Genomic DNA, 19,825 nt, shown 5'->3' on the forward strand with positions numbered 1-19,825 from the left:
CGCCTCAGTACTCGCTGGAGAGGAATTCCAGTAACTGGTCGCCAATGCCATCACAGGCGGTGCCCTGCACCGGCGCGATAATCGGTATGGGCACCACCACGGCGGGCATGTAGGACTGGCCGCTGGCGGTGGTATTAACCCGTCCCACTTCCGCCTGGTCGGTAAAGTCCCAGATCACCGCCTCGTAGTTGGAGTCGTCGCTCCAGGTGCCAAAGCCAAAGCAGCCCGCACCGCCGGGGCCGATACCGCAGGTCATGGAACCCGCTGAATCGCCGCGCTCGGTGCGCCCGTCGATCCAGATCATATACTCGGTTTTCAGTTCTGCCATGCGCTCGGCAACCGGCTCCTGCTCCAGCAGCCGGTTGATGTCCTGGGGATGCAATGGCGCCGTGCGCGGCTCAAACCAGGGGTAGAGCGAATTGACGAAATCCAGCTCGCCTACCACGGTAATGCTCGGGTCGCGGCTGGAAATATGTTTGCCAACGCAGCGAATGAAATCCGGCTCGGTTTCGTAGTCTGCCGCGTGGCGGCGACCGAGAATGACCACAGTGGAATCGCCGATGCCTTCCACTGGCTCGTTAAACACCATTTCGTCCACCGTAGAGGTGACACAGCCACTGGTGGCAATGACGATCAGGCCGATGGCAGCGCTGCGCCAGAGCTGTTTAACAACACTCACAATCCGGTCTCCAGTGGTTCGACATGCAGTTCATCGAGGAAGGTTTTCACCCCCGGTACCCTTGCAAAGTTGGTGGCAAAATTGGCTCCGGCATCCCGCAGGGCCATGACCGCCGCCAGGTTTACCGCCGCCGCGTCACTCTGAAGGAAGGCAGTGGGCGTCTTGCCGTAAGCGGTCATGGTCCAGTCGGTAATCGGGTCACCACCGGTTGTCACCAGACGGAAGCGATAGCGCATCCAGATCTCGTAGACCTTGACGTTGGTGTGGGCGGGAATGGCGTACTGCAGTTCGTCGACCTCGGGTATCAGTACGGCATCGACCAGCTGATTCATCTGCCCCGGGCCGGGCTCGCCTTTCATGTGCACGGTTTCAACGAACATGCCCGCCAACAGGGTGTCCCACATCTGCACCTGGGCGGCGCCGGTTTGCACAAGCCAGTCTGAATCGGAGCGACTCTTGGCCTGGTCGAAGAACTCGTGGCCGCTGAAATCCTCGGGATACCAGATACCGAGTTTCATGGGCAGCGGCGCCATTAGCGGCGAGGGAAAGTTGCCTTCAACAATGACTTTGGCCGGGCCACAGCCAGCCAGCAGCAGACCGAACACGGCCCCCAGTAACCAGCGCAGGTCAGGGGCGGAAATCGTTGAGCGCGACAAAGGTTCCTCCATTGCGATAAGCCAGTTCCCTCATGAGTGTAGCGAAGCGTATGCCTGTCGTCTGCAAATGTGGTGCCCGGATAAATTGTACGGGAAATCCAACGCCGTGGATTCGCACCAGGCGGTTGCCGTTGGCGTCCTCACGATTAATGCGATCGACTGTCTCCACCACCTCGGCAATCGACTGGCCGGTGAATTCGTCGCCGAACACGTACAGGCTGATCTTCTTGCCGGGATCATAGAACGTGCGGATCGCCGCAGTGATGCCCTCGACCGGGCTGGAATTGCTAAACACATTCCAGTTGCGCAAGTTCTGCATAATGACCTGGCGGCGCCCCGGTGTGTCTGGAATCCACTGGCCCCGATAGCGGCTGAACATGTACTGGCCCATGTCGTTCATCACCTGAATGCCCTTTACCTCCGGGTAAATACTCAAGGTAGCCTCCACCTCGCGCACCATGCGTTCCCAGGCAAATGAGAACATCGAGCCGGAGGTGTCGATAATGAAAATAATGTATTCGCTGTCGACTGGGATGCCGCCAATCAGGTTGTTCTTGGATTGGTATTGTCGGCCCAGCAAGCGCTCCATTTCATCGCTGAGTTGCTGGCGCGCCACCGCCAACTGGTCGGTAATGATTTCGTTGCTGCTGGTTTCGGTTTGCAGGCTGTCGTAGCGCGAGCGGGTGGCGGCGAGCTTGCCGCGCAAAATGGCGATGCGTTCGTCCCGTTCCGAGAGTTGTTCCTGCTTGGCGTTGAGGTCGCGATTGAGGATAACGGTCTCACCGCGAATTTCGTGGACCTGCTCCTGTAACTCAGCCAGCTTGCCCTCAAGATTTACGGTGGACGCCTCGATGATCTGTGGCTGCACGGTTTTGGTAATCATCAGCAGCAGAATCACCGCGCCGAATCCACAACAGATCACGTCGAGGAACGACAGCGAGAACTCTTCGGTGGCTCTGCGGCGGGCCATCAGGGCCAGTCCTTGGAAGGGCTCAGGAAAGAGCCGCGGGTATTCTGGGCGAGCTGCCAGAAGGCCGATGCGGCGGCCGGGTCACCTTCCATGGGTGCGAGAATCACGTTCACGGGCACGCCGGCCGGTAGCTGTTGAATGGCCCGCTGGTAGTGGCCCAGCCGGTCGCGGCCGCTGACCTTGCTGCCTCGCGGTGCGGCGCGGCCCTGGGTGGGCAGGCCATCGGTAATCAGGAAAATGTTGTCCGGCGCCGGAGACAGTTTCTGCAGCGCCAGAAACGCGTTCTCCAGGCTGGTGCCACCAGCGGGGGTAATCTTGGCCAGGCGTTCGGAAATATCTTCCAAACGGGCCTGGTCGGCTACCTCCAGCCACTGGCCGGCTGTATCCGGCACCGCCCAACTGGGCTCGGTATTAAACGTGATGATCTGGTAGTCGGCATTCACTGGTAGCTGCGCCGTCAGCCAGTTCACGGTGTTTACCGCGCGTGTCCACTTGTCTGCCTCGCGCTGCAGCACCGGGTCCATATTGCGCAGGCGGATGATATTTACCAGTCGATCAGCGAGCATACTGGCGGACGTGTCCAGCAAAATAGCGATATTGCGGCCGCCGAGGTTGAGCCCGGTCAGGTACTGGCGGTTGCCTTCGCCCAGGTAGGAGCGGGCACTGCGACCGCCGTCCTGTTCGGCCGCCGACTGCAGCTTTTTGAGCTCTGATTCCAGCGCCAGAATCTCGGCTTTGAGGGATTCAATATCCTCATCGTCGTCAAAGCCCTCGGCGCGCAGAGATTCAATCAGCGCCTCGTACTCCTCGATTTCCTCGATAATCCGGGTCGCCAGTCCCTGGGCTTCTACCATTTGCAGGTCAATATCCGACAGCGTGTTACGCAGGCGCACCAGACCTTCCTGGCCCTCGGTGACCTCTTCTTCCAGAAAGTTCACCTCCGAAAGCAGGTCCTGGTTCAGCTCGTCCGATTGCACCTCGATTGAGTGATCGATAATCAGGAACACCAGCACCACCGCGCCGAAGCCACAGGACATGATGTCCAGAAAACTCAGGTTGAAGGTGTTGAACTGACGCTTGCGCCTGGCCACGGTTTACGCTCCGGCGGACCGTACTTCAATGAGCAACAGCCGCTGCCCGTCGGCCGTGTGCAGCTCGTCGCCAATCACCAGACCCCGGCCGGTGCGCCAGGTGTCACCGTTGACTTTGACCGGTGCGGGAGAGCGGACCAGCCACTGGCCGCCGCGTACATACAGCGTCGCCTCAGGACCGATGGGGGTGCCGGCCGGGTCCAGGGGGGTAGCCGTGCTGCCGATGAGTAAATGGCTGGGACCGTCTGCGGGCGCGGATTCCGGTTCGCTGCGCACCTCTTCCACGGCCGGTTGGGTATCGGCCGAGGGGGTGGTCGGGGCTGGCTCCGGCGTGCTCGCTGGCGCGGGACGGTTGGTTGCCAAGCGGGGCAGGCGGTCCACGAAACTGAGGCCTGTGCTGCCCGCACGCAATACGTCGCCGTGGCTGAGCGCGGCCTGCCAGCAGCTGTCGCCGTCGGTTGTGCTCAGGCCAGGTAGATGCTCGGCTGCAGCCGGTAAAAGCGCCAGCAGGGGCTCCACCAGGACGGTGGCGCCAGCGCCCTGGTTTCCCAGCGCAGCGCTGGCTGTCGCAAACAGTTTTTCACCACAGGCATTGAGGTCGTCGCGGCCAATGCGCGCCTGGTAACCCTGGATTTCAAGGTTACTTTCAGCCGTGCCGGCCAAGGTGCGCAGCAGTTCGGGGATAGCATTGTAGAGTCGTTGCTCACTGGCTGCCTTGCGGCGCGGGTCGAAACGGGTCTGGTGAATAAATTGGGCGGCCACAACCTCGACAATCCGTTCCTGCAGCTGCAGCAGTCCGCACCCCGGCAGGGCCTGGCTGCGGCCGACCTGCACGTGTCCGCCATCGTCCTGCACGGTGCACAGCACCGCCTGGTGCAGTTGGATTTCCAGGTGGTAGCTCGCTTCCAGTGGGGCATGGGCGCTGGCCAGCAGGGTGCTGCGGTTAACCAGTCCTACCACCTCGAAGGGGCACTGCTGGGCGATGCCCAGCAGCAGGGATAATTGCTCCCGGCCCATGGTGGCGGGGGCTGCAATCACCAGCTCGCCTGGAGCGCCAGCCTGTTGGTGCAGGGCCAGTAAATGGCCGTGTACCAGGTCAGCGGTGTGGCGCGCCGGCCCCAGCGGCGGCTGCAAAGGNTCGGTGTTCAGTTGCCACCAGTAGCGCGTATTCACTTTGCGCGGCTCCAGCCTGGCCGCTGCCCGGGCGTCGGCACCGTAGCGATAGTTTTTGCCCTGCAGCAGGGCGTAGCCCGGGCTGGGCTGCGGGGAATTGCCGTGCCACAGACGCAGGTTGCAGTCGTTTATGTCCAGCAGTGCCAGTGACATATCAGTTCACCAGGTGGCGCAGCAGGCGTTTGTCGGCGTAGCGCTGGCAATCCAGTACCAGGCGCTCCTGGGAGAGCTGCAGCTGGTGCAGGCAGAACATGATGATGATCGACAGCACCAGCGCCACGAAGGTGCTGTTAAAGGCAACGCCCAGGCTCACGGTCACGCCGGAGATATCGCCTTCAACGGCCTTGTAGGCCTGGCCGAGGGCGTCGCCAATACCGCGCACGGTGCCGATAAAGCCGATCGACGGAATGGCCCAGGCGATGTACCGGACCATGGATAGCTCTGAGTCGAGGCGGTCGGCCTCAATCTCGCAGCTCTCTTTAACGGTATCGGATACCGCCTGAATATTGCCGGTAGTGGCAAAGCGCTGCAGCGCGGCGAGCAACGTGCGCGGCAACAGGTAATCCTGTTCCTGCTCAGGCAGGGCCTCCAGGGAACGGCTGTACTCCCGGGCGTCTTCCGGCAGGACGCTGGTCCCTTCGGGAATGTCCAGCAGGCGCTGCTCGACCAGCGCCTGCTCAGCCATGGTGCGGCGGCCCTTGTAGCCCATGATGGCCAGAGCCCAGATCAGCAGGATAAAACAGGCCTCCTGCTCCAAGTCGCGAATCACTACCGCCAGGGTGCGCTGGGGCACGTAATCCTCGCCGCTGGCCTGTAAGGCCTGCTGTTGCTCTATCTGGGCCTGCGCCGCCGGGCGGATGGCGCCGACGTAAGCGGCGTGCACCACGATCACCGCGATCAGCAGCGCGAATAGCTGGTAGATAAACTCGGATGACATCCGTTGCTTCATATGCAGGTCCTATATGTCCACCGGAAAGGATACGGACAAGTCTTCTGAAATCTGTTCCGAGGCCTCGTAGTCAAACGGCGACCCCGAGCCACGTTCACTATCATTCGTGTCGCTGGCTTCACTCGCTGGCGCAGACTCGGTCTCGGAAACGTTTGACGTTTCTTCTTGCTGATCAGTATCACTCTCCTGCGCAATCACTGCAGCTGTACTCAGCAACACCGCCCACCCCAGTATGACAGCCCGCAGTGTAAAACGTGCGCTACTCATCCGCATAGCGCGCCACCCTGAAGCCCACATCGTCACGCCCACCGGCGCCGTAGTCGCGATAAGATAAACGCAGTTCGCCGATGCGGCTGTGCGACCAGCTGGCGCCGCGAATTACGTAGTTGTCACCGGTCTGTGCCCCCAGCGGATCGGTGCTGGTCGCGCCATCGGCGCTGGGAATGCTGTACACATCGTGGACCCATTCCGCCACATTGCCACCCAGATCGTACAGGCCGCGATGGTTGGGTTTGAAGGAACCCACCGGCGCGCTCACCACAAAGCCATCCTTATAGCCATTGAGGATCCGCCCCGTGACATAGGCTGAGGTGTTGTCCGCGTAGTTCTCGGCGGTGGCAGGCGGCGGAAAGGCATCGCCCCAGGGGAACTTCAGCAGTGTACCTTTGTAGGTGCGTGCCGCCCAGGACCACTCCGCTTCGGTGGGCAGGCGATAGCCGGTAGAGGAGGGGTTAAAGCCGGTGATAATGCCCTGGTTCTCGCGGTAAAAGGGCGGCAGGCCTTCACGTTTACTCAACCAGTTACAGAACGAGGCAGCCTGTTGCCAGCTCAGGGCCACGGCGGGTTGATCGTTGCGGTTGAGGCTGTTGCCCTCGATCTGGCCGGATTTGTGATCGGCCTGGTATTCGCGGAACTGGGCGTTGGTGACCTCGGTGGTTTGCAGATAAAACATGCGCTGCAGTGATACCGGGTGCAATACCTCATTGGCTCGCCGGCCCGCTTCGCGCCGCGATGCCCCCATGGTGAAGTCACCCATGGCCGATGCCTGCGGATCGAATAACAGCAAGGTCTGGCCCACGGAGTTTTCCAGTTCGGGTTTGTTGCGCGACAGTCTCGCCTGTTGCTCAGTTTGCAGGGTGATCGCCACTTTCTGCAGCAGCCCGGGGCGGGGCGTGACCTGTTGGCTTTGTGCGGCATAGCCCGGCAGCGAGACTTCAATGCGATGGGCCACGGCCGGCAGAGCCAGCGTGCGGCTCCCCTTGCCGACGAGCCGTCCATTGACGCGCAGTTCGGCCGACGCCGGAGCGATGCTGAACTTCACATCGCCAGTCTTCGCCTTGAGCACGACGGTGCGCGATTCGGTTTGCGCGGCAGCCAGCTCAATGGTCTCAGTGCTGCGCCCATAGCCGGGCTTGGACAGGGCAATTCGATGGCTGCGGCCCGGGGCAATCGTCAGCTCCAGTGGCGTCTGACCCTGGAATTCGCCGTTCATGGTGACATTGGCGCCACTGGGCGTGCTGTTGAGGCTGAGAATGCCTGCGGCGGGTGTCAGGGTAATAGTGCCAAGATCCTTGTCTGCCTCCGCCGTGACCTCCAGCGCCTGGCGCCAGGGTGCAAAGGCGGGTTTTTGCAGGGTGATTTCCCGCTGGCCCTGAATAATCTCCACTGTGGCCGGGGTCTGCCCCTGGGCCTCGCCGTCGACCAAAATGTCAGCTCCAGGTGGTTCAGAGTTGACGTGGTATGTCGCCCAGGCCGGTGCGAGGGCAACGCTGAGCTGCTGAGCGTTATTGCGGCCGTTCACTTCAAGGTCACGGGTTACCGGCAAATAGCGGGGGGCTTCGAACAGCAGTTGGTGTGGTCCGGCTTCGATCGGTAGCGCTTCGAGCGGTGTTATCCCGAGGGGCTCACCATCGAGGATGACAGTGGCGCCGGGCGGTTGGGTGGTGATCGTAACCAGCCCGGGGAGCGGGGCGAGTACCAGCGTTGTGCGCTGGCTGGCCTCGTCGCCCACGGTGATCTTGGTGGTTAGGGGGTGGTATCCGGGGGCGGTGGCCGATACCTGGTGCTGGCCGGGGCGCAACAGATAGCGGTCGCCAAAGGGAACGGCCAGGCCGGAGACGCTCACCTCGGCCGGCACTTGTGCTTCAACCACCACTTCCAGTGAGCGTGAACTGAACAGAAACGCCATGGGCAGACCGAACAGCAGCGCCGCCCCACCCAGAATCCAGCGCCGGGTATTGCGCTCGGTGGGTGCAGCGGGTGCGGCGGCATCGAGGGGTTCAAACGCACTCGGTGTGATGCTGGCCGGTTGAATGGGGTCGTTGCGCTCGCTCAAAGAATGGGCTCCTGACAGGCAATGAGAATGGTTCCTTCAGGGCCATCGGGGGTAATGGTGATTTTTTCCAGAACGTCGCGAAAGCCATTGCGACTGCCTCTGATGGTATACGTACCGGGGCGCAGCGTGAGCTGTTGTTGCTGAAATTTGCCCAGCCGCGCCACCTTGTAAACAATTACCTCGGTCTCGCCGTCGGAGGTCAGTGTGACATCCACTTCTGTATTGGCCAGGCGCAGTAGTTTGTCGAGCGTAGCGATTTGTTGCTCGAGCACCGGCCCCTGCGGCGTTGCGGCGCGGGCGTCTTCGAGCAGCACGGCGCTGTCCCTGGCCACGGCAATATCGGCGAGCCGCTCCGGCGCATCGATGACGGCGCTGAGTTGCTTGTCCAGCTCGGCTCGGGCGGCGGCGCGGCTGGCACCTTCGCTGGCATAGCTGACGTTGCTGTCGATGCCAAGGGCGCGCTGATAACTGGCCAGGGCCTGTTGCCAGTTTTCGTTTGCTTCGAAGCGCGCGCCGTCACGCTGCAGTTGCACCAGCGATGCGCTTTGCTCCGCGCCGGCTAATTCCTGCAGGGCACTGCTGGCTTCGCTGGAGCCCGGTCGTAGCTGGGCGGCCTGCCGGAAACGGTCCCTTGCGCGCTTGAATTTGGCGCTGTCGAGCGCCGCGTAGCCCTCACTCATGGCGGCATTGAATTGCTCGGTGGTGAACGCCTCGGTGACCCGGGCCAGTTCGGCTTCTGCCCGCAAGTGGGCGGCGTCCAGGTTGTTGGCCTGGCTGAGGCTCGCCTGAGCCAGTGCGAGATCGCCGTTGGCTTCGGCCTCCGCCGCCGTGGCCAGGTGTTGCAATAGCTCGGGGTAATTGGCGGCCCGCTGTGCCAGTACCGGCAGGGCGGCGTTCTCCGGTTCAATCAGGGTTGCCAGCGCTAGTGCGGTGTCGACGTCATCGGCGGTGCCGGNTTGCAGCGCCTCCTCTGTCTGGGCCAGTAGCGCATCGACGCGCTCGCCAATACCGTTGTTGATGGCTTGCAGCTGCTCCAACCCCTGCTGATAGCGAGCGGTCGCCTGCTCATACTCGCGCTGCCGGTAAAGCTCGTCACCCTCCAGTGCCGTGGCGTTGGCGGCAGCGAATTCCTCTCCGGCCCATTGGGCCACACCGCGCTCCTCGAGCTCGAACTGAATATCCAGTAATTCGGCGAGCACATCCTGGGCGGCCTTGCGCAGTTTCGCATCCTGAGCATCGGACCAGGGCGAGGGCGGCGGGTCGCCGGAGGTATCCGCGGGGACGGGGCCGCTGGTGGCCGTGCGGGCGGGTGTTTCCTGAGTGGGCAGTGGCTCCGGGGCGGTGGGGGTGATTGCACTGGGTAACCAGAACACCACAATCGTGGCGAGCAGCAATAACCCTCCCAATGCAGGTAGCATCCAGCTCGGGGTGGTCGTCTTCGGCGCGCTGTCCGGCGTCGCCGTGGGGGCGACGTCAAAGGGAGTGGGCTTGAGTTGCTCGTTATTCGCAGACATTCAGTGAGACAGTCGAAAAACTAGAGTGTATCAGCTGACGCTTCGGGTTGTTCCAGGTTGCCAATCTCTGTGGCGTAAATTTCTGCCAGCAGCGAGCGCCACTGGGCGTACTGGTCGTCCACACTGCCCTGCAGTGTGATGCTACGGTCCTCTAGTTCAATCACCTGGGGGGTGATTTCCGATTCCAGTGACATGCCCACTTCTTCCAGGGCCTGCACGTGGATTTGCGCTTCGTTACGTTTTTCCAGACCGCTCTTGAGCAGGTAACCGCCACCGATAATGGCGACGTTACTGGCTGCGGCCTGCTCATAACTGTCGGAGTTGGCAGCGCCGGCAATACCAGCGGCCACTGCGACCGCGCCGGCGATCAGACGCCGGCGGCTCTCGGCGCGCAGTTCCTGCATGGCGATGACTTCCTCATAGCTGAGGCGGCGCCACTCGTCGTAGGGGCCGAGCATCTCCTCGCCAAAGCTGTCGTAGTAGGCCTGCATAGTGTCGATGTACATGTGGTCTCGCTCGCGAATCGTGCGCACTCGTTCCAGCATCGGGTCGTTGTCGGCGGGCAGGCGCATGACCAGATAAACATCCTTGGGATTGCGCGCCAGATAGCCCTCAAAGGCCTCTGGGGAAAAGTCCTGGGCAAACAGCAGCTCACTGACCAGGCGCACGTTCTGGCGGTCGATGTCGCGTAACTCTTGCAGTGCCTGTAACAGGTCGTTGGCGATGGTGTTGTACACCGCCTGAAAAGGATCATTGGTGCTGCGCGTGGTGGTGCGGTAAGCGTAACTGCTGGCGTGGGACTCGTAGCGTTTGTCGAGCCACTCATAGCCCCGTGAGTCTATCGCCTGAATTTGCAGCTCAATCCGTTCGCCGTCGGAGTGCAGAATTGTACCGTGCACCGAGAGATCGGATACGCGCTCAGGGTCTGGAACCACGCGTACCGCGCCCCAGGCACCACTTTGTTGCATGGCTTGCGCCACCTGGTTAGGCATGAAGCGGGCTTCCGCCTTGCGCACTTCGGTGTAGACCGGTTGCTCGTCGTCGTCGGGTACTTCGTCAAGGCCCGGGTCAAACACCGCAATACCCACGTCCAGCAGCAACGCGTCTGCGACGGTTTCGGTGGGCGAATTAATCGGCGGAACCGAGGTGCTCTTCACCGTCTGGCTGACGCAGCCGGCGGCGAGCAGGCACACACTGGTCAGCAGGACGACGGTGGGGCTGCAGCGCCAGATGCATTTGTCACTCACTGTGAAATGCCCTTGTACTTGCGGTACTCGTCCCAAAGTTTTTCGCGCACTGCGGGGTCGGCTTCACGCATTGCGGCCTCGCGTAACTGGCGAGCAACCACGTCGTCGTCATCGCCCGAGGGGATGTCCTCTGGCGGTGGGAAGCGAGCGGTATTCTCTGGCATGGGTTGTCCGCCGCCAATACCACCCATGCCGCCGCCGTAGGTGCTGGATGCATCGGCCACTTCGCCACCAGGGTAGCGCGTGTCCAGGCCGCCGTAGCCGCCGCTGCCGCCGGCGCTTTGTTCGCTGGCATCAGTGGTGCTGGTTGGCGTGCTGCTGCGCGTGGCGGAGCGTTGCCGATCCTGCTCTTCCAGAATCATGGCGTCGAAGTCACCGGTACCTGCTTCCAGTTGGGCGTCGAGAATAGCCACTTGCTCAGCAGGCGTTATCGGGCCACCGGTGCCTGCACCCGTGCCCGGAATAACACCGGGGATCACTCCTGGGATCACGCCTGGGATGGCGCCAGCACTGCCTGCGGTGCCGCCGCCCTGACCCTGGCCGGGATTGCTTCCGCCGCTGCCATTGCCCTGGCCTTCGCCTTGTCCTTCGCGGCCGACCTGCTGGCCCTGGCCGCCGTTGCCGGCAGCATTGCCGCTGGCGACACTGTCTTCCATGCTGGGCACGTCTTCCATACTTGGCAGCCCGGCACCGTCACCATTTTCAAAGCCCGGCTCGGCACCACTGCCGCCCGTCTGGCCGCCGTTCTCGCCGACGCTGCCCGCCTGCCCCTCGAGGCCGTTGTCACCGCCGCCAGTGCCTCTGCCCCACCATTCACCGCCATCACCCGATTCGCTGCCATCGCCGCCGTTGGCGCCGCCAGACGTGCCGTTGCTGCTCGTACTGCCACTGCCTGAACGGCTGGCACTGTTACCGGAAGAGGACGAAGCGCCGCTTGCGCCACCCGGGCTGCTACTGCCGGGAGCGCTCGCACTGCTTGCGTTGGACCCGCTGGAGCCGGAGCTTCCGGAACTGCTGCTGGAGCTTGAACTTGAGCTGGAACTGCTGCTTGAGCTGGAATTGCTACTGGAACTTGAGCTGGAACTGCTACTCGAACTGGAGCTGGAACTAGGACTGCCGGAAGGTGTAGTGGGGGTGCTGGCACTGGGGCAGCCAGCCAGCATCAAACAGGCGGCCGTCACGGCAGCACACAGGCTGGCGCGGTGCAGTGCGTTGCGGGTGTTCCCTGATGCGTCACTGAATGTCATAGGATCGCAGCACCCTTTGTGTGTCGATAGGCTCACCCATGGCCAATTGTGGGCGGAACCGGGTTTTGCGCAATTTGCGCATTAATTTATTGGCGCGTGCGTTGTTGAGCTCGTTGCTGTCTACGCGCTCAAGGTTGCGTACCTTGCCGTCCGCCGTCACTGTGAAGGCCAGTTCTACCGCACTTTCCCCAGCCGGCACTGTCGGCGGAAGGGGGTGTACGCCCTCGTAGTTGGGCAGCGCTACGGGCTCTGCAAACGCCGCTTCTATATTGGCTTGGTCAGCGCCCTGAGCAACAAGTTCCGCGGTGACCTCCTGGTAAGTTTGCCACGCGGCTTCCTTTTCACCGTTCCAGAGCATCCAGTCGCCCATCATTACCTGGGTCTTGGTCACTTGCGGGCTGTCTTCTCCATAGAGAGACAACTGCAAGTCGTAAATGGCCTGGATGACGGCGCGACCGCGCTTGTAGCTCTCTCGCTGGTAGCGGTAAAAACGGTTGCTGGCGTATTGCTGTTTGATATTCAGGTCCTGGGATTGGGAGTTGCTGCCGGTCTGGGTCCCGCTAATCAGATACTGGGCCAACAACATGCCTTCCAGGGGTTCCAGCAGCGCTGCCGACTGCTGGCCCTGTACCTTGATAATGTCGTTCAGGGCCAGGCGGTACAAGTCCCACATACTCATGATGCGCAGGTACGGCACATCGCCCAGCTCCAGCTGATAGGCATTGTATTGCCACTGTGCCTGCTGAATGAAAGCCTGCGAGCGATCCAGGCCCTTGTCCATGCTGCGCATCTGCACCCGATACATGTAGTGCTGGCGCTCATCGGCCTTGGCATAGTCTCCCATGGCCATCAGGCTGATAATTTCCTGTTGCAGTAGCGCCACCTGGGCACCGCTGTAGAGACCGTTGTTGATCCGGTTCAGATGTACGCCGCGGCGGAATACCTCGACAGCATCGGCGTGATCGCCTTGCTGTTGCAGAGTGAGTCCCAGGCTGAGAAGTTGTTCGGGGAGTTCCGAGGCGTAGGCGCCACCGGCAGATTCCAGGGCGGCAATGGCTGCACGGAAGTTCTCTCCGCTGGCGCGGCTGACGCGCAGCACCGGCTCACCACTAACCGGTTCGGCTGTGGCCGACACTGCTTCGGGCGACGCTGTTGCCACCAGGGACATGCCACTGGCCAGCGGAGCCAGCAGCAGGGCGCGCAACAGGACCGCAGTGATTGGCGCTGGGTACATAAACGTTGTTTACGGCGAGTTCGCGCCGTGTGGATCTCTTATTAAACTTCAAGCAAGTATATATACTATAGACGCCTTCGGAAGGCTCGGCATGGAGGGAAACGTGGACAATTTGCTCGAGGAGTTGCAGCAGCGCTGGCAACAGCTGTTCACCGCGCTGGCGCGCGGCGAAGATGTCGCGCCATCCGCCCGGTTGCGCGCGGAGGGTATGATGGAAGCCGCTGTGCTGGTAGGCGCCGCAGATCCTGTTGCCCTGGATGCGCTGCTGGAGACGACCAGTCAAGCGACCCGGGGGAGCAGCCTGGCCGATGAGCTCGGCGCCGACTGGCGCAGTTTTTATCCGTTTCCACAGTTGCCACTTTACATGGGCCGGGCGCCGGTGGTCCCCAGTACGAGTGATTGACTATAATGCTCCTCCAACTTTGAGGATGAACCTATGATCAAACGCAGTCTGCGAACGCTGGGCGCTCTGACCGTACTCGCCCTTGTCAGTGCCTGTAGTACCACCGCCTTCGAACCCACCATGGATTTCGATGACAACTTCGATTTCAGTGATGCGAAGAGCATTGCCCCTCAGCCCGTAGACCGGGTCGGTCTGGGCGCGATCAATATCAGCGATATGCAGGTGTCGCGCATCGACGGCGCTCTCGCGGATGAATTGACCCGCCGCGGTTTCAAGGTAGTGGATGACAACGCTGACGCGGACTTGTACCTGACCTGGCATCTTGTCACCGAGGAGCGCACCGATGTGCGTACCTATAACAGCATGAGTTACTACAATTGTTGGCGTTGCGGCCCCAGCGTGTCCGATGTGAGTGTGCGCCAGTACACCCAGGGTACGTTTATCGTCGACATGATCGATCCCGAACGCAGCCGCTCGGTGTGGCGCTCGGTGCTCGAATCTCGGCTGCAGTCCAACCCGGATCCGGCTTCCGCTGAGTCTGCCGCGCGTCGTGCCGAAGCAGCTCAGGCTATCCTCGCGGAGTTCCCGCCGAAGTAGTTACCGGGCGCGCCTCGCGCCACATAAACCAGACCCGGGGTCCATCCCCGGGCAGGCTTTCCTCACCAATCACTTCAAATCCGTGTCGTTCATAGAGCGGCACATTGCGTTCGTTAGAGCTTTCCAGATACGCCGGCATGCCCGCATCATCGACAATGCGCAGGCCCTGTTTGATCAGTGCTGAACCCACACCCTGGCCCTGGCAGTTTTGCCGTGCGCCGACGAAGAGCAAATGATAATGCGGTGCCTTGGGGTGGTATTTGTCGAACACGGCGGCCTGCTGGGGAATGCGGCGTATGGGCGCCAGGCCTGACTTCAGTAACAGTTTCGCAACCAGCGCGACAAGCCCCGCGCTGGGTTTCAGGTCGAATTTTTCTCCAGGCGGTAGCCACAAACCCGCACCGCGGTCGGCGTCGTCGAGGTGACAGATCCCCCTGGGCAGAAAGATGTCCTGGATAATCCGGCGGAAAAATCCGGGGTAGATATCGGGGGCGGGCATGACCCAGTTCATCACCGGGTCGGTGCTGAAGGAGTCGGCCAGGGCGTCGGCCATGCGGGCCTGTTCGCCGGCGGTGCCGTCGATAATATGCGGTGCGCTGACCATAGCGGGTGCTTTGCCTCTGCGGGATTGTGGGGCTACTATGTTGGCCCCGATTCGGGGCCTTTATTTACTGGACGCAGCGTAGCAGGAATCTCCATTGCATTACGAGGATTACAGGCGGGAATACACCGCGGGTGGGCTGAGCCGCGACATGCTCAATGCCTGTCCGATCAAGCAGTTTGAGCAGTGGCTGGAGCAGTCGGTGCGTGCCGAACTTGAAGACCCCACGGCCATGGTGTTGTCCACCATTGATGCCAAGGGCATGCCCTGGCAGCGGATTGTGCTGCTCAAGGGGCTGTCCCGGGGCGGCTTTGTGTTCTACACCAATTACGGCAGTAACAAGGCCCAGGCCATAGCTGCCAACCCTCGCGTGTCGCTGTTGTTCCCCTGGAATGAAATTGATCGGCAGGTCATCGCCACCGGCACCGCTGAAAAAATAACCGTGGCTGAATCTGCCGCGTATTTTATGAGCCGACCCCGGGAGAGCCAGATCGCAGCCTGGGCATCGCGCCAAAGCCGGCCGGTGTCGGCCCGGGCCATGCTGGAAAAGCAGGTGCAGGTGCTCAAGGATAAGTTCGCCAGTGGCGAAATACCCGTGCCCGATTTCTGGGGTGGCTACCGGATTGTCCCCGAGCGCATCGAGTTCTGGCAGGGCGGGGAGCACCGCCTCCACGACCGCTTCCTGTACAGCCGCGACGGCGACGGCTGGTCTATTGAACAATTGCAGCCCTGAGGGCAGACACCATGATTAGTAGAGACGACCTGATAGGCACCTGGGAGCTTGAGTCTTGGACGATTGGTTATTCCGACCGGGATGTCTTCAGCTATCCCTACGGCGAAGAGCCCCGAGGCCTGCTGGTATACGCCAATGATGGTTGGATGAGCGCATCCATTGCCCGCCACGAGCGCGACGGACTGCCAGAAGATGTGCCCTACCGGAAGATTCCCGACGCCCTCAAGGCGGAAGCGTTCTCCTCGTATTTTCACTATGCGGGACGTTACCGGGTGCGCGATGGCGATGTGATTCACTACGTGACCCAGAGTCTCAATCCCGACTTTCCCGGTACGGAGCAGCTGCGCCACGCCGAGCTCGATGGTCAGACCCTGGTGCTGTCGGGCAAAGACCAGGTGGGTGACGTCGTTCGCTTCCACTCTCTGGTGTGGCACCGCACGGTGCCCACCGCGGAAGCGCCCCCGCTGGAGGGATAGCGCCCCCGCGGGAGAGATAGCCCCCTGGTTGAGCGCTAGGCCTGGGCTTTGGTGCTGCGCTGACGGAAGTATCGCGGTTCACTGTCGATGCCCAGCAGCATGCGCCGAATCATATCCAGGCCCGCGGCGGCTACCATGGTTTGAAACAGGGTGCGCTCCACCGGCCAGCACAGGCAGCGGGTGCGGATGTTATCTTCGCGTCCCCAGGCCAGCCACACCGTGCCTACCGGTTTTTCCTCGCTGCCCCCATCGGGGCCGGCGATGCCGGACACGGCAATGGCGTAGTTGGCGCCGCTGCGCGCCAGCGCGCCTTTGGCCATGTCTCTCACGACTGCTTCACTGACGGCGCCTTTTGTCGCCAGCGTTGCTTCATCCACCCCAAGCACCGATGCCTTGATGTCGTTGGCGTAAGTGACAAACCCGGCGTGAAAGCCCGCTGACGATCCGGGAATCCTGGTGAGCATCGAGGCGATCAGGCCGCCAGTGCAGGATTCGGCCGTGGTCAGGGTCTGGCCGCGATCTGCCAGCAATTCCAATACCCGCTCCGCCAGCAGGGTGTCGCCCTCGCCGATAATGTGCTCACCGAACAGGCTTTCCAGCTGCTCGCGACATCGTTGGCGGGCGGGCAGGTCAGTGCTGCGGCTCACCGTGAGCTTGATTTCCATTTGCGGTGCGCCGGCCCGAAACCCCAGCTCTACCTCGGCGGGCCAGTCCGGGATGTTGTCGGCAATGATTTGTTGGGCCGAGGATTCGCCCAGGCCGAAGGTCTGCAGGCGCAGAATGTCGTGCTCCACCGGTGTGTCCTGCGCAGCCGCGAGCTGGTCGAGGATGATGTCCATCATCGCTGCGAGTTCACTGGGCACGCCCGGCGTGCAGATGACCCGGCAACCGTTGATCTCCAGTGCAAAGCCGACGGCGCTGCCGATGGGATTGTCGACGATCTCACAGCCGGCCGGCAGCATGGCTTGTTTCAGGTTGGCGGTATTCAGCGCCAGGTTGCGGCCTGCGCACCATTGTTCGAGGTGGGCCACGGCCGTCGGGTGTTCAGCGATGGGCACGCCGGCAACATCGGCGAGGATCTCCGCGGTCAGGTCATCCACAGTGGGGCCCAGGCCGCCGTTGACGATGACCAGATCAGCGTGCTCAGTCATATAGGCCAGTTCGCCTTTGAGCAGGGCGACGTCGTCGCCGACGGTGACTTTGCGATACACGCTCATGGCGAGCGTCGCCAGCCGCTGGGCGATCATGGCTGAATTGGAATCCACCGTATCGCCGCTCATGATCTCGTTGCCGGTGAGCAGCAACTGCACGCGGGGAGGCTGGTTTGTCATATTGAAATACCTGGCTAATCGTTTGCGGGGCAAGCATAGCGCCAATGCTTTCATCGGGGCAAAGTGCTATTTTGATGTGACGTCTATTGAACACAGCGAGATCTGGTTTTGCCCGGCAACCGATACTGCCCCAGCTGCGGCGCAAGCCTTGCCCGCAATGTGGTCGGTGGAGAGCAGCGCAACCATTGGAAGTGCACCGGTTGTGGCCAGCGCCACTATGACTACCCGATGATTGTGGTGACGGCGTTTGTCGCCTACGAGGACCGCCTGCTATGGGTGCAGCGCGGCATTGAACCCCAGCTTGGGCGCTGGGCGATTCCCGGCGGGTTCATGGAACAGCGTGAAACCCTCGCCGGTGCCGCCGCGCGCGAACTGCACGAGGAGTCTGGCGTGTTGTTGCCCGCCGATCAGCTACAGCTCTACATGACCGGCACTATCACCTTTATCAACCAGGTGTTCGTGGCGTTTCGTGCCCGGGTGGATACTGATTATTGTGCGCCGGGCCCTGAATCCGAGGCCTGCGCATTCTTCTCGCGGCGCGACTGTCCCTGGAGCGAGGTGGCCTACCCCGAGGTGAATGACTCCATCGTTCAGGCCTATGACGACCTCGATAGCGGCCGCTTCGATGTCTGGCAGGCGGAGATGACCGAGGGGCGATATGACTTCTGGTCGGTGTCGCAGTCCGGGCGCTGAGCCTAAGGTTTAGCGCCCGGCTCGCCGGCCCGCAGTGTGCTTACAGCTGCCGCCGTGGTGGCGCTAACTCCGGCTACTCTGACTCGGCCCCTAGCGCTACTTTCTGGTAGAAACCCTCAAACCACGGCTGCCACTGACCGCTGTCATCCTGCTGCTCACAAAATTGCCGCACCCCGCCGTCCTACAGTGGCGTCCAGCGCCCGCGGAAGGGGTGGCGTTGCTCGGCTTCGAGATAAAAGATCGTGCCTTCCAGCACCATGCTGTCCTCGATCAGCCCACCACTGATATCGATGATGCTGTAGCCGGCGTCCAGCCATAGCTGGTGCCTTTGACCCGTTCCGGGTGGTAGTAGTTGAGGCTTTCGCCGCTGCCGCCACCGGCGCTAGACCAGTACTCGCGCAAAGCACAGTCTTTCTGCACCTTTTCAATTCGGTTATGGCCGGCCAGTTGGCCTATGGCGTTTTTAATCTCCCAGTGCCCCACCCAGAAATCGAATTGGCGGTGGGCGGCCGAGGCCTCGTAATCCAGCGGTTTGGGCTGGGCTGCCGCGGAGCTGGCTGTGAGGGCCAGCAGGGCGAGCAAGAGGCTCATTAAAAGCCTCCGTGGGTGTTCATGTGTGCCTGCTCCTCGGGGGTGGATTCCCGGCCGAGCACAGCGTTGCGGTGTGGGAAACGGCCGAAACGGGCAATCACATCCCGGTGTGCCACCGCGAAGCGGCTGTAGCCGGCCATGGCCTCCATGCCGGTAATGGCTTCCAGCTCGGCAAAGAGCTCCACGCACTCTTCCTGTAAGTCCAGATCCTCGCTGTGCTCCAGCGGCAGGAACAGAAACACCTGATGGGCCGCAGGCATGCGTTGATGGTGGCCGTGGGCGATCTGGTGCTGGGCCAGGGCCAGGGCGCGTGCATCGCCGGCAAAAGCCCGGGCGTCGCCGCGAAAGAAGGTGCGGGTGAATTGGTCCAGCAGCAGGATCAGCGCAATCACGCCCCGGTCGGAGCTTTCCCATTCGCTTAGCCCGCCTTCCAGTGCAGTCTCCACCAGTTCGCCAAACAGCGCGCGGCAGCGCTCGTCATCCTCGGGGGTGGATTGAAACCACAACTTGTTGCGGCTGGCATCGGCCATGCCGTATTCGTCGAGGTCGCCAAACCAGTACTGGTGGATCGCTTCGATGCTGTCAGTCATAGCGCTGCTCCTGCCAGACGCGGCGGGTCTGATGTGGTAAATTGCGCGTCCTTTTTTTGAACAGCATAGCGGAAATTTCCCATGGCATTACAACCCGAGGTGGAACTGGCCACCGATGAGCAGAAAGTAAGTTACGGTTTTGGCCTGCAGTTTGGCGACCAGCTCAAGCGCAACGCCTTTGAAGGCCTGGACGTGGACGCCGTATGTGCGGCCATCCGTCACTGGTACGTGAACGGCGAAACCGCCATGAGCGACGCCGAACTGAACCCCGCGTTCCAGCGCATCCAGGACAAGGCCAAGGCCGCTGAAGCCGAGCAGGCCAGCAAGCACCTGGCCCTGGCCGAGGAATTCCTCAAGCGCAACGCCGAGCGCGACGAAGTCAGCGTTACCGACAGCGGCCTGCAGTGGGAAGTACTGGAAACCGGCAGCGGCGCCAAGCCCAGCGCTGCGGCGACGGTTGTCACCCACTACCACGGCACCTTCCCTGATGGCCGCGTGTTCGACAGCTCCGTAGAGCGTGGCGAGCCCGCCGAATTCGGCGTCAACCAGGTCATCCCCGGCTGGACCGAAGCCCTGCAAATGATGTCTGTGGGCGACAAGTGGCGCATCGCCTGCCCCCCCAAGCTCGCCTACGGCGAAGCCGGCGCCGGCGGCTCCATCCCCCCCAACAGCGCCCTTGTCTTCGAAATCCACCTCATCGACATCAAATAACCCC

22 protein-coding genes are annotated in these 19,825 nt (G+C 61.9%); 8 read left to right on the forward strand and 14 right to left on the reverse strand.

Annotation, left to right across the window (positions count from 1 at the left end; genetic code table 11):
- Positions 1–4: 4 nt before the first annotated feature.
- The 9 genes from A3709_RS07965 to A3709_RS23095 form a co-directional block, all read right to left on the reverse strand.
- Entirely contained in the window at positions 5–589 is a 585-nt protein-coding gene (locus A3709_RS07965) for a hypothetical protein (protein ID WP_229801909.1), read from the reverse strand.
- Positions 590–675: 86 nt separating this feature from the next.
- On the reverse strand, positions 676–1,335 hold the full coding sequence (locus A3709_RS07970; protein WP_231871132.1) for a hypothetical protein: 660 nt from the start codon (positions 1,333–1,335) through the stop codon (positions 676–678).
- Entirely contained in the window at positions 1,307–2,305 is a 999-nt protein-coding gene (locus A3709_RS07975; protein ID WP_066052730.1) for a hypothetical protein, read from the reverse strand. Before A3709_RS07975 ends, A3709_RS07970 begins: the two co-directional genes overlap by 29 nt.
- Positions 2,305–3,396 (reverse strand): VWA domain-containing protein, encoded by a 1,092-nt coding sequence (locus A3709_RS07980; RefSeq protein WP_066052732.1) that lies wholly within the window; start codon positions 3,394–3,396, stop codon positions 2,305–2,307. Before A3709_RS07980 ends, A3709_RS07975 begins: the two co-directional genes overlap by 1 nt.
- 1,327 nt (positions 3,397–4,723) lie before the next feature.
- On the reverse strand, positions 4,724–5,518 hold the full coding sequence (locus A3709_RS07990) for a MotA/TolQ/ExbB proton channel family protein (protein WP_066052738.1): 795 nt from the start codon (positions 5,516–5,518) through the stop codon (positions 4,724–4,726).
- Between the two features lie 9 nt (positions 5,519–5,527).
- Positions 5,528–5,737 carry a hypothetical protein gene (locus A3709_RS07995; protein WP_156507613.1) on the reverse strand — a complete coding sequence of 70 codons (210 nt, stop codon included), beginning with the start codon at positions 5,735–5,737 and terminating at the stop codon, positions 5,528–5,530.
- Positions 5,738–5,777: 40 nt separating this feature from the next.
- Positions 5,778–7,853, reverse strand: coding sequence for a PEGA domain-containing protein (locus tag A3709_RS08000; RefSeq protein WP_066052744.1), 2,076 nt, complete (start codon positions 7,851–7,853; stop codon positions 5,778–5,780).
- A gap of 1,534 nt (positions 7,854–9,387) precedes the next feature.
- Positions 9,388–10,614, reverse strand: a complete 1,227-nt coding sequence (locus A3709_RS08010; protein ID WP_231871133.1) for a hypothetical protein — start codon at positions 10,612–10,614, stop codon at positions 9,388–9,390.
- Complete coding sequence (locus A3709_RS23095) at positions 10,611–11,027, reverse strand: hypothetical protein (protein WP_156507614.1); 417 nt, start codon at positions 11,025–11,027, stop codon at positions 10,611–10,613. Before A3709_RS23095 ends, A3709_RS08010 begins: the two co-directional genes overlap by 4 nt.
- Here A3709_RS23095 and A3709_RS23100 point away from each other — a divergent pair, their 5' ends adjacent.
- Complete coding sequence (locus A3709_RS23100; RefSeq protein WP_156507615.1) at positions 11,028–11,510, forward strand: hypothetical protein; 483 nt, start codon at positions 11,028–11,030, stop codon at positions 11,508–11,510.
- On the forward strand, positions 11,479–11,946 hold the full coding sequence (locus A3709_RS23105) for a hypothetical protein (RefSeq protein WP_156507616.1): 468 nt from the start codon (positions 11,479–11,481) through the stop codon (positions 11,944–11,946). Before A3709_RS23100 ends, A3709_RS23105 begins: the two co-directional genes overlap by 32 nt.
- On the opposite strand, the gene A3709_RS08020 is transcribed toward A3709_RS23105, so the two are convergent.
- Complete coding sequence (locus A3709_RS08020; protein ID WP_066052754.1) at positions 11,848–13,095, reverse strand: hypothetical protein; 1,248 nt, start codon at positions 13,093–13,095, stop codon at positions 11,848–11,850. The genes A3709_RS23105 and A3709_RS08020 overlap by 99 nt on opposite strands.
- A 103-nt stretch (positions 13,096–13,198) precedes the next feature.
- On the opposite strand from A3709_RS08020, the gene A3709_RS08025 reads away from it, so the two are divergent.
- Both A3709_RS08025 and A3709_RS08030 read left to right on the forward strand, forming a co-directional pair.
- Entirely contained in the window at positions 13,199–13,498 is a 300-nt protein-coding gene (locus tag A3709_RS08025) for a hypothetical protein (protein ID WP_156507617.1), read from the forward strand.
- A 33-nt stretch (positions 13,499–13,531) separates the two neighbouring features.
- The gene (locus A3709_RS08030; protein WP_066052760.1) at positions 13,532–14,095 is read left to right on the forward strand and encodes a DUF4136 domain-containing protein; all 564 of its coding nucleotides are present in this window, start codon (positions 13,532–13,534) and stop codon (positions 14,093–14,095) included.
- Here A3709_RS08030 and A3709_RS08035 read toward each other — a convergent pair.
- Positions 14,067–14,699: an N-acetyltransferase gene (locus tag A3709_RS08035; RefSeq protein WP_066052763.1), complete on the reverse strand. Its 633-nt coding sequence runs from the start codon at positions 14,697–14,699 to the stop codon at positions 14,067–14,069. The two genes, A3709_RS08030 and A3709_RS08035, sit on opposite strands and share 29 nt — an antisense overlap.
- A 94-nt stretch (positions 14,700–14,793) precedes the next feature.
- Here A3709_RS08035 and pdxH point away from each other — a divergent pair, with 94 nt between their 5' ends.
- Positions 14,794–15,429 carry a pyridoxamine 5'-phosphate oxidase gene (gene pdxH / locus A3709_RS08040; protein WP_082849986.1) on the forward strand — a complete coding sequence of 212 codons (636 nt, stop codon included), beginning with the start codon at positions 14,794–14,796 and terminating at the stop codon, positions 15,427–15,429.
- A gap of 11 nt (positions 15,430–15,440) precedes the next feature.
- Positions 15,441–15,905, forward strand: a complete 465-nt coding sequence (locus A3709_RS08045) for a lipocalin-like domain-containing protein (RefSeq protein WP_066052765.1) — start codon at positions 15,441–15,443, stop codon at positions 15,903–15,905.
- A 35-nt stretch (positions 15,906–15,940) separates the two neighbouring features.
- Here the strand turns inward: A3709_RS08045 and A3709_RS08050 are convergent, their stop codons facing one another.
- Entirely contained in the window at positions 15,941–17,236 is a 1,296-nt protein-coding gene (locus A3709_RS08050; RefSeq protein ID WP_066052768.1) for a CinA family nicotinamide mononucleotide deamidase-related protein, read from the reverse strand.
- 108 nt (positions 17,237–17,344) lie between these two features.
- On the opposite strand from A3709_RS08050, the gene A3709_RS08055 reads away from it, so the two are divergent.
- On the forward strand, positions 17,345–17,929 hold the full coding sequence (locus A3709_RS08055; protein ID WP_156507618.1) for an NUDIX domain-containing protein: 585 nt from the start codon (positions 17,345–17,347) through the stop codon (positions 17,927–17,929).
- Positions 17,930–18,199: 270 nt separating this feature from the next.
- On the opposite strand, the gene A3709_RS08060 is transcribed toward A3709_RS08055, so the two are convergent.
- Complete coding sequence (locus A3709_RS08060; RefSeq protein WP_066052775.1) at positions 18,200–18,520, reverse strand: hypothetical protein; 321 nt, start codon at positions 18,518–18,520, stop codon at positions 18,200–18,202.
- A complete protein-coding gene (locus A3709_RS08065) occupies positions 18,520–19,110 on the reverse strand; it encodes a DUF924 family protein (protein ID WP_066052778.1) in 591 nt (196 codons plus the stop codon). Before A3709_RS08065 ends, A3709_RS08060 begins: the two co-directional genes overlap by 1 nt.
- Positions 19,111–19,191: 81 nt before the next feature.
- On the opposite strand from A3709_RS08065, the gene A3709_RS08070 reads away from it, so the two are divergent.
- Positions 19,192–19,821, forward strand: coding sequence for an FKBP-type peptidyl-prolyl cis-trans isomerase (locus tag A3709_RS08070; RefSeq protein ID WP_066052781.1), 630 nt, complete (start codon positions 19,192–19,194; stop codon positions 19,819–19,821).
- Positions 19,822–19,825: the final 4 nt, after the last annotated feature.

The organism is Halioglobus sp. HI00S01 (genome assembly GCF_001635445.1).
Lineage (GTDB): Bacteria > Pseudomonadota > Gammaproteobacteria > Pseudomonadales > Halieaceae > Halioglobus > Halioglobus japonicus.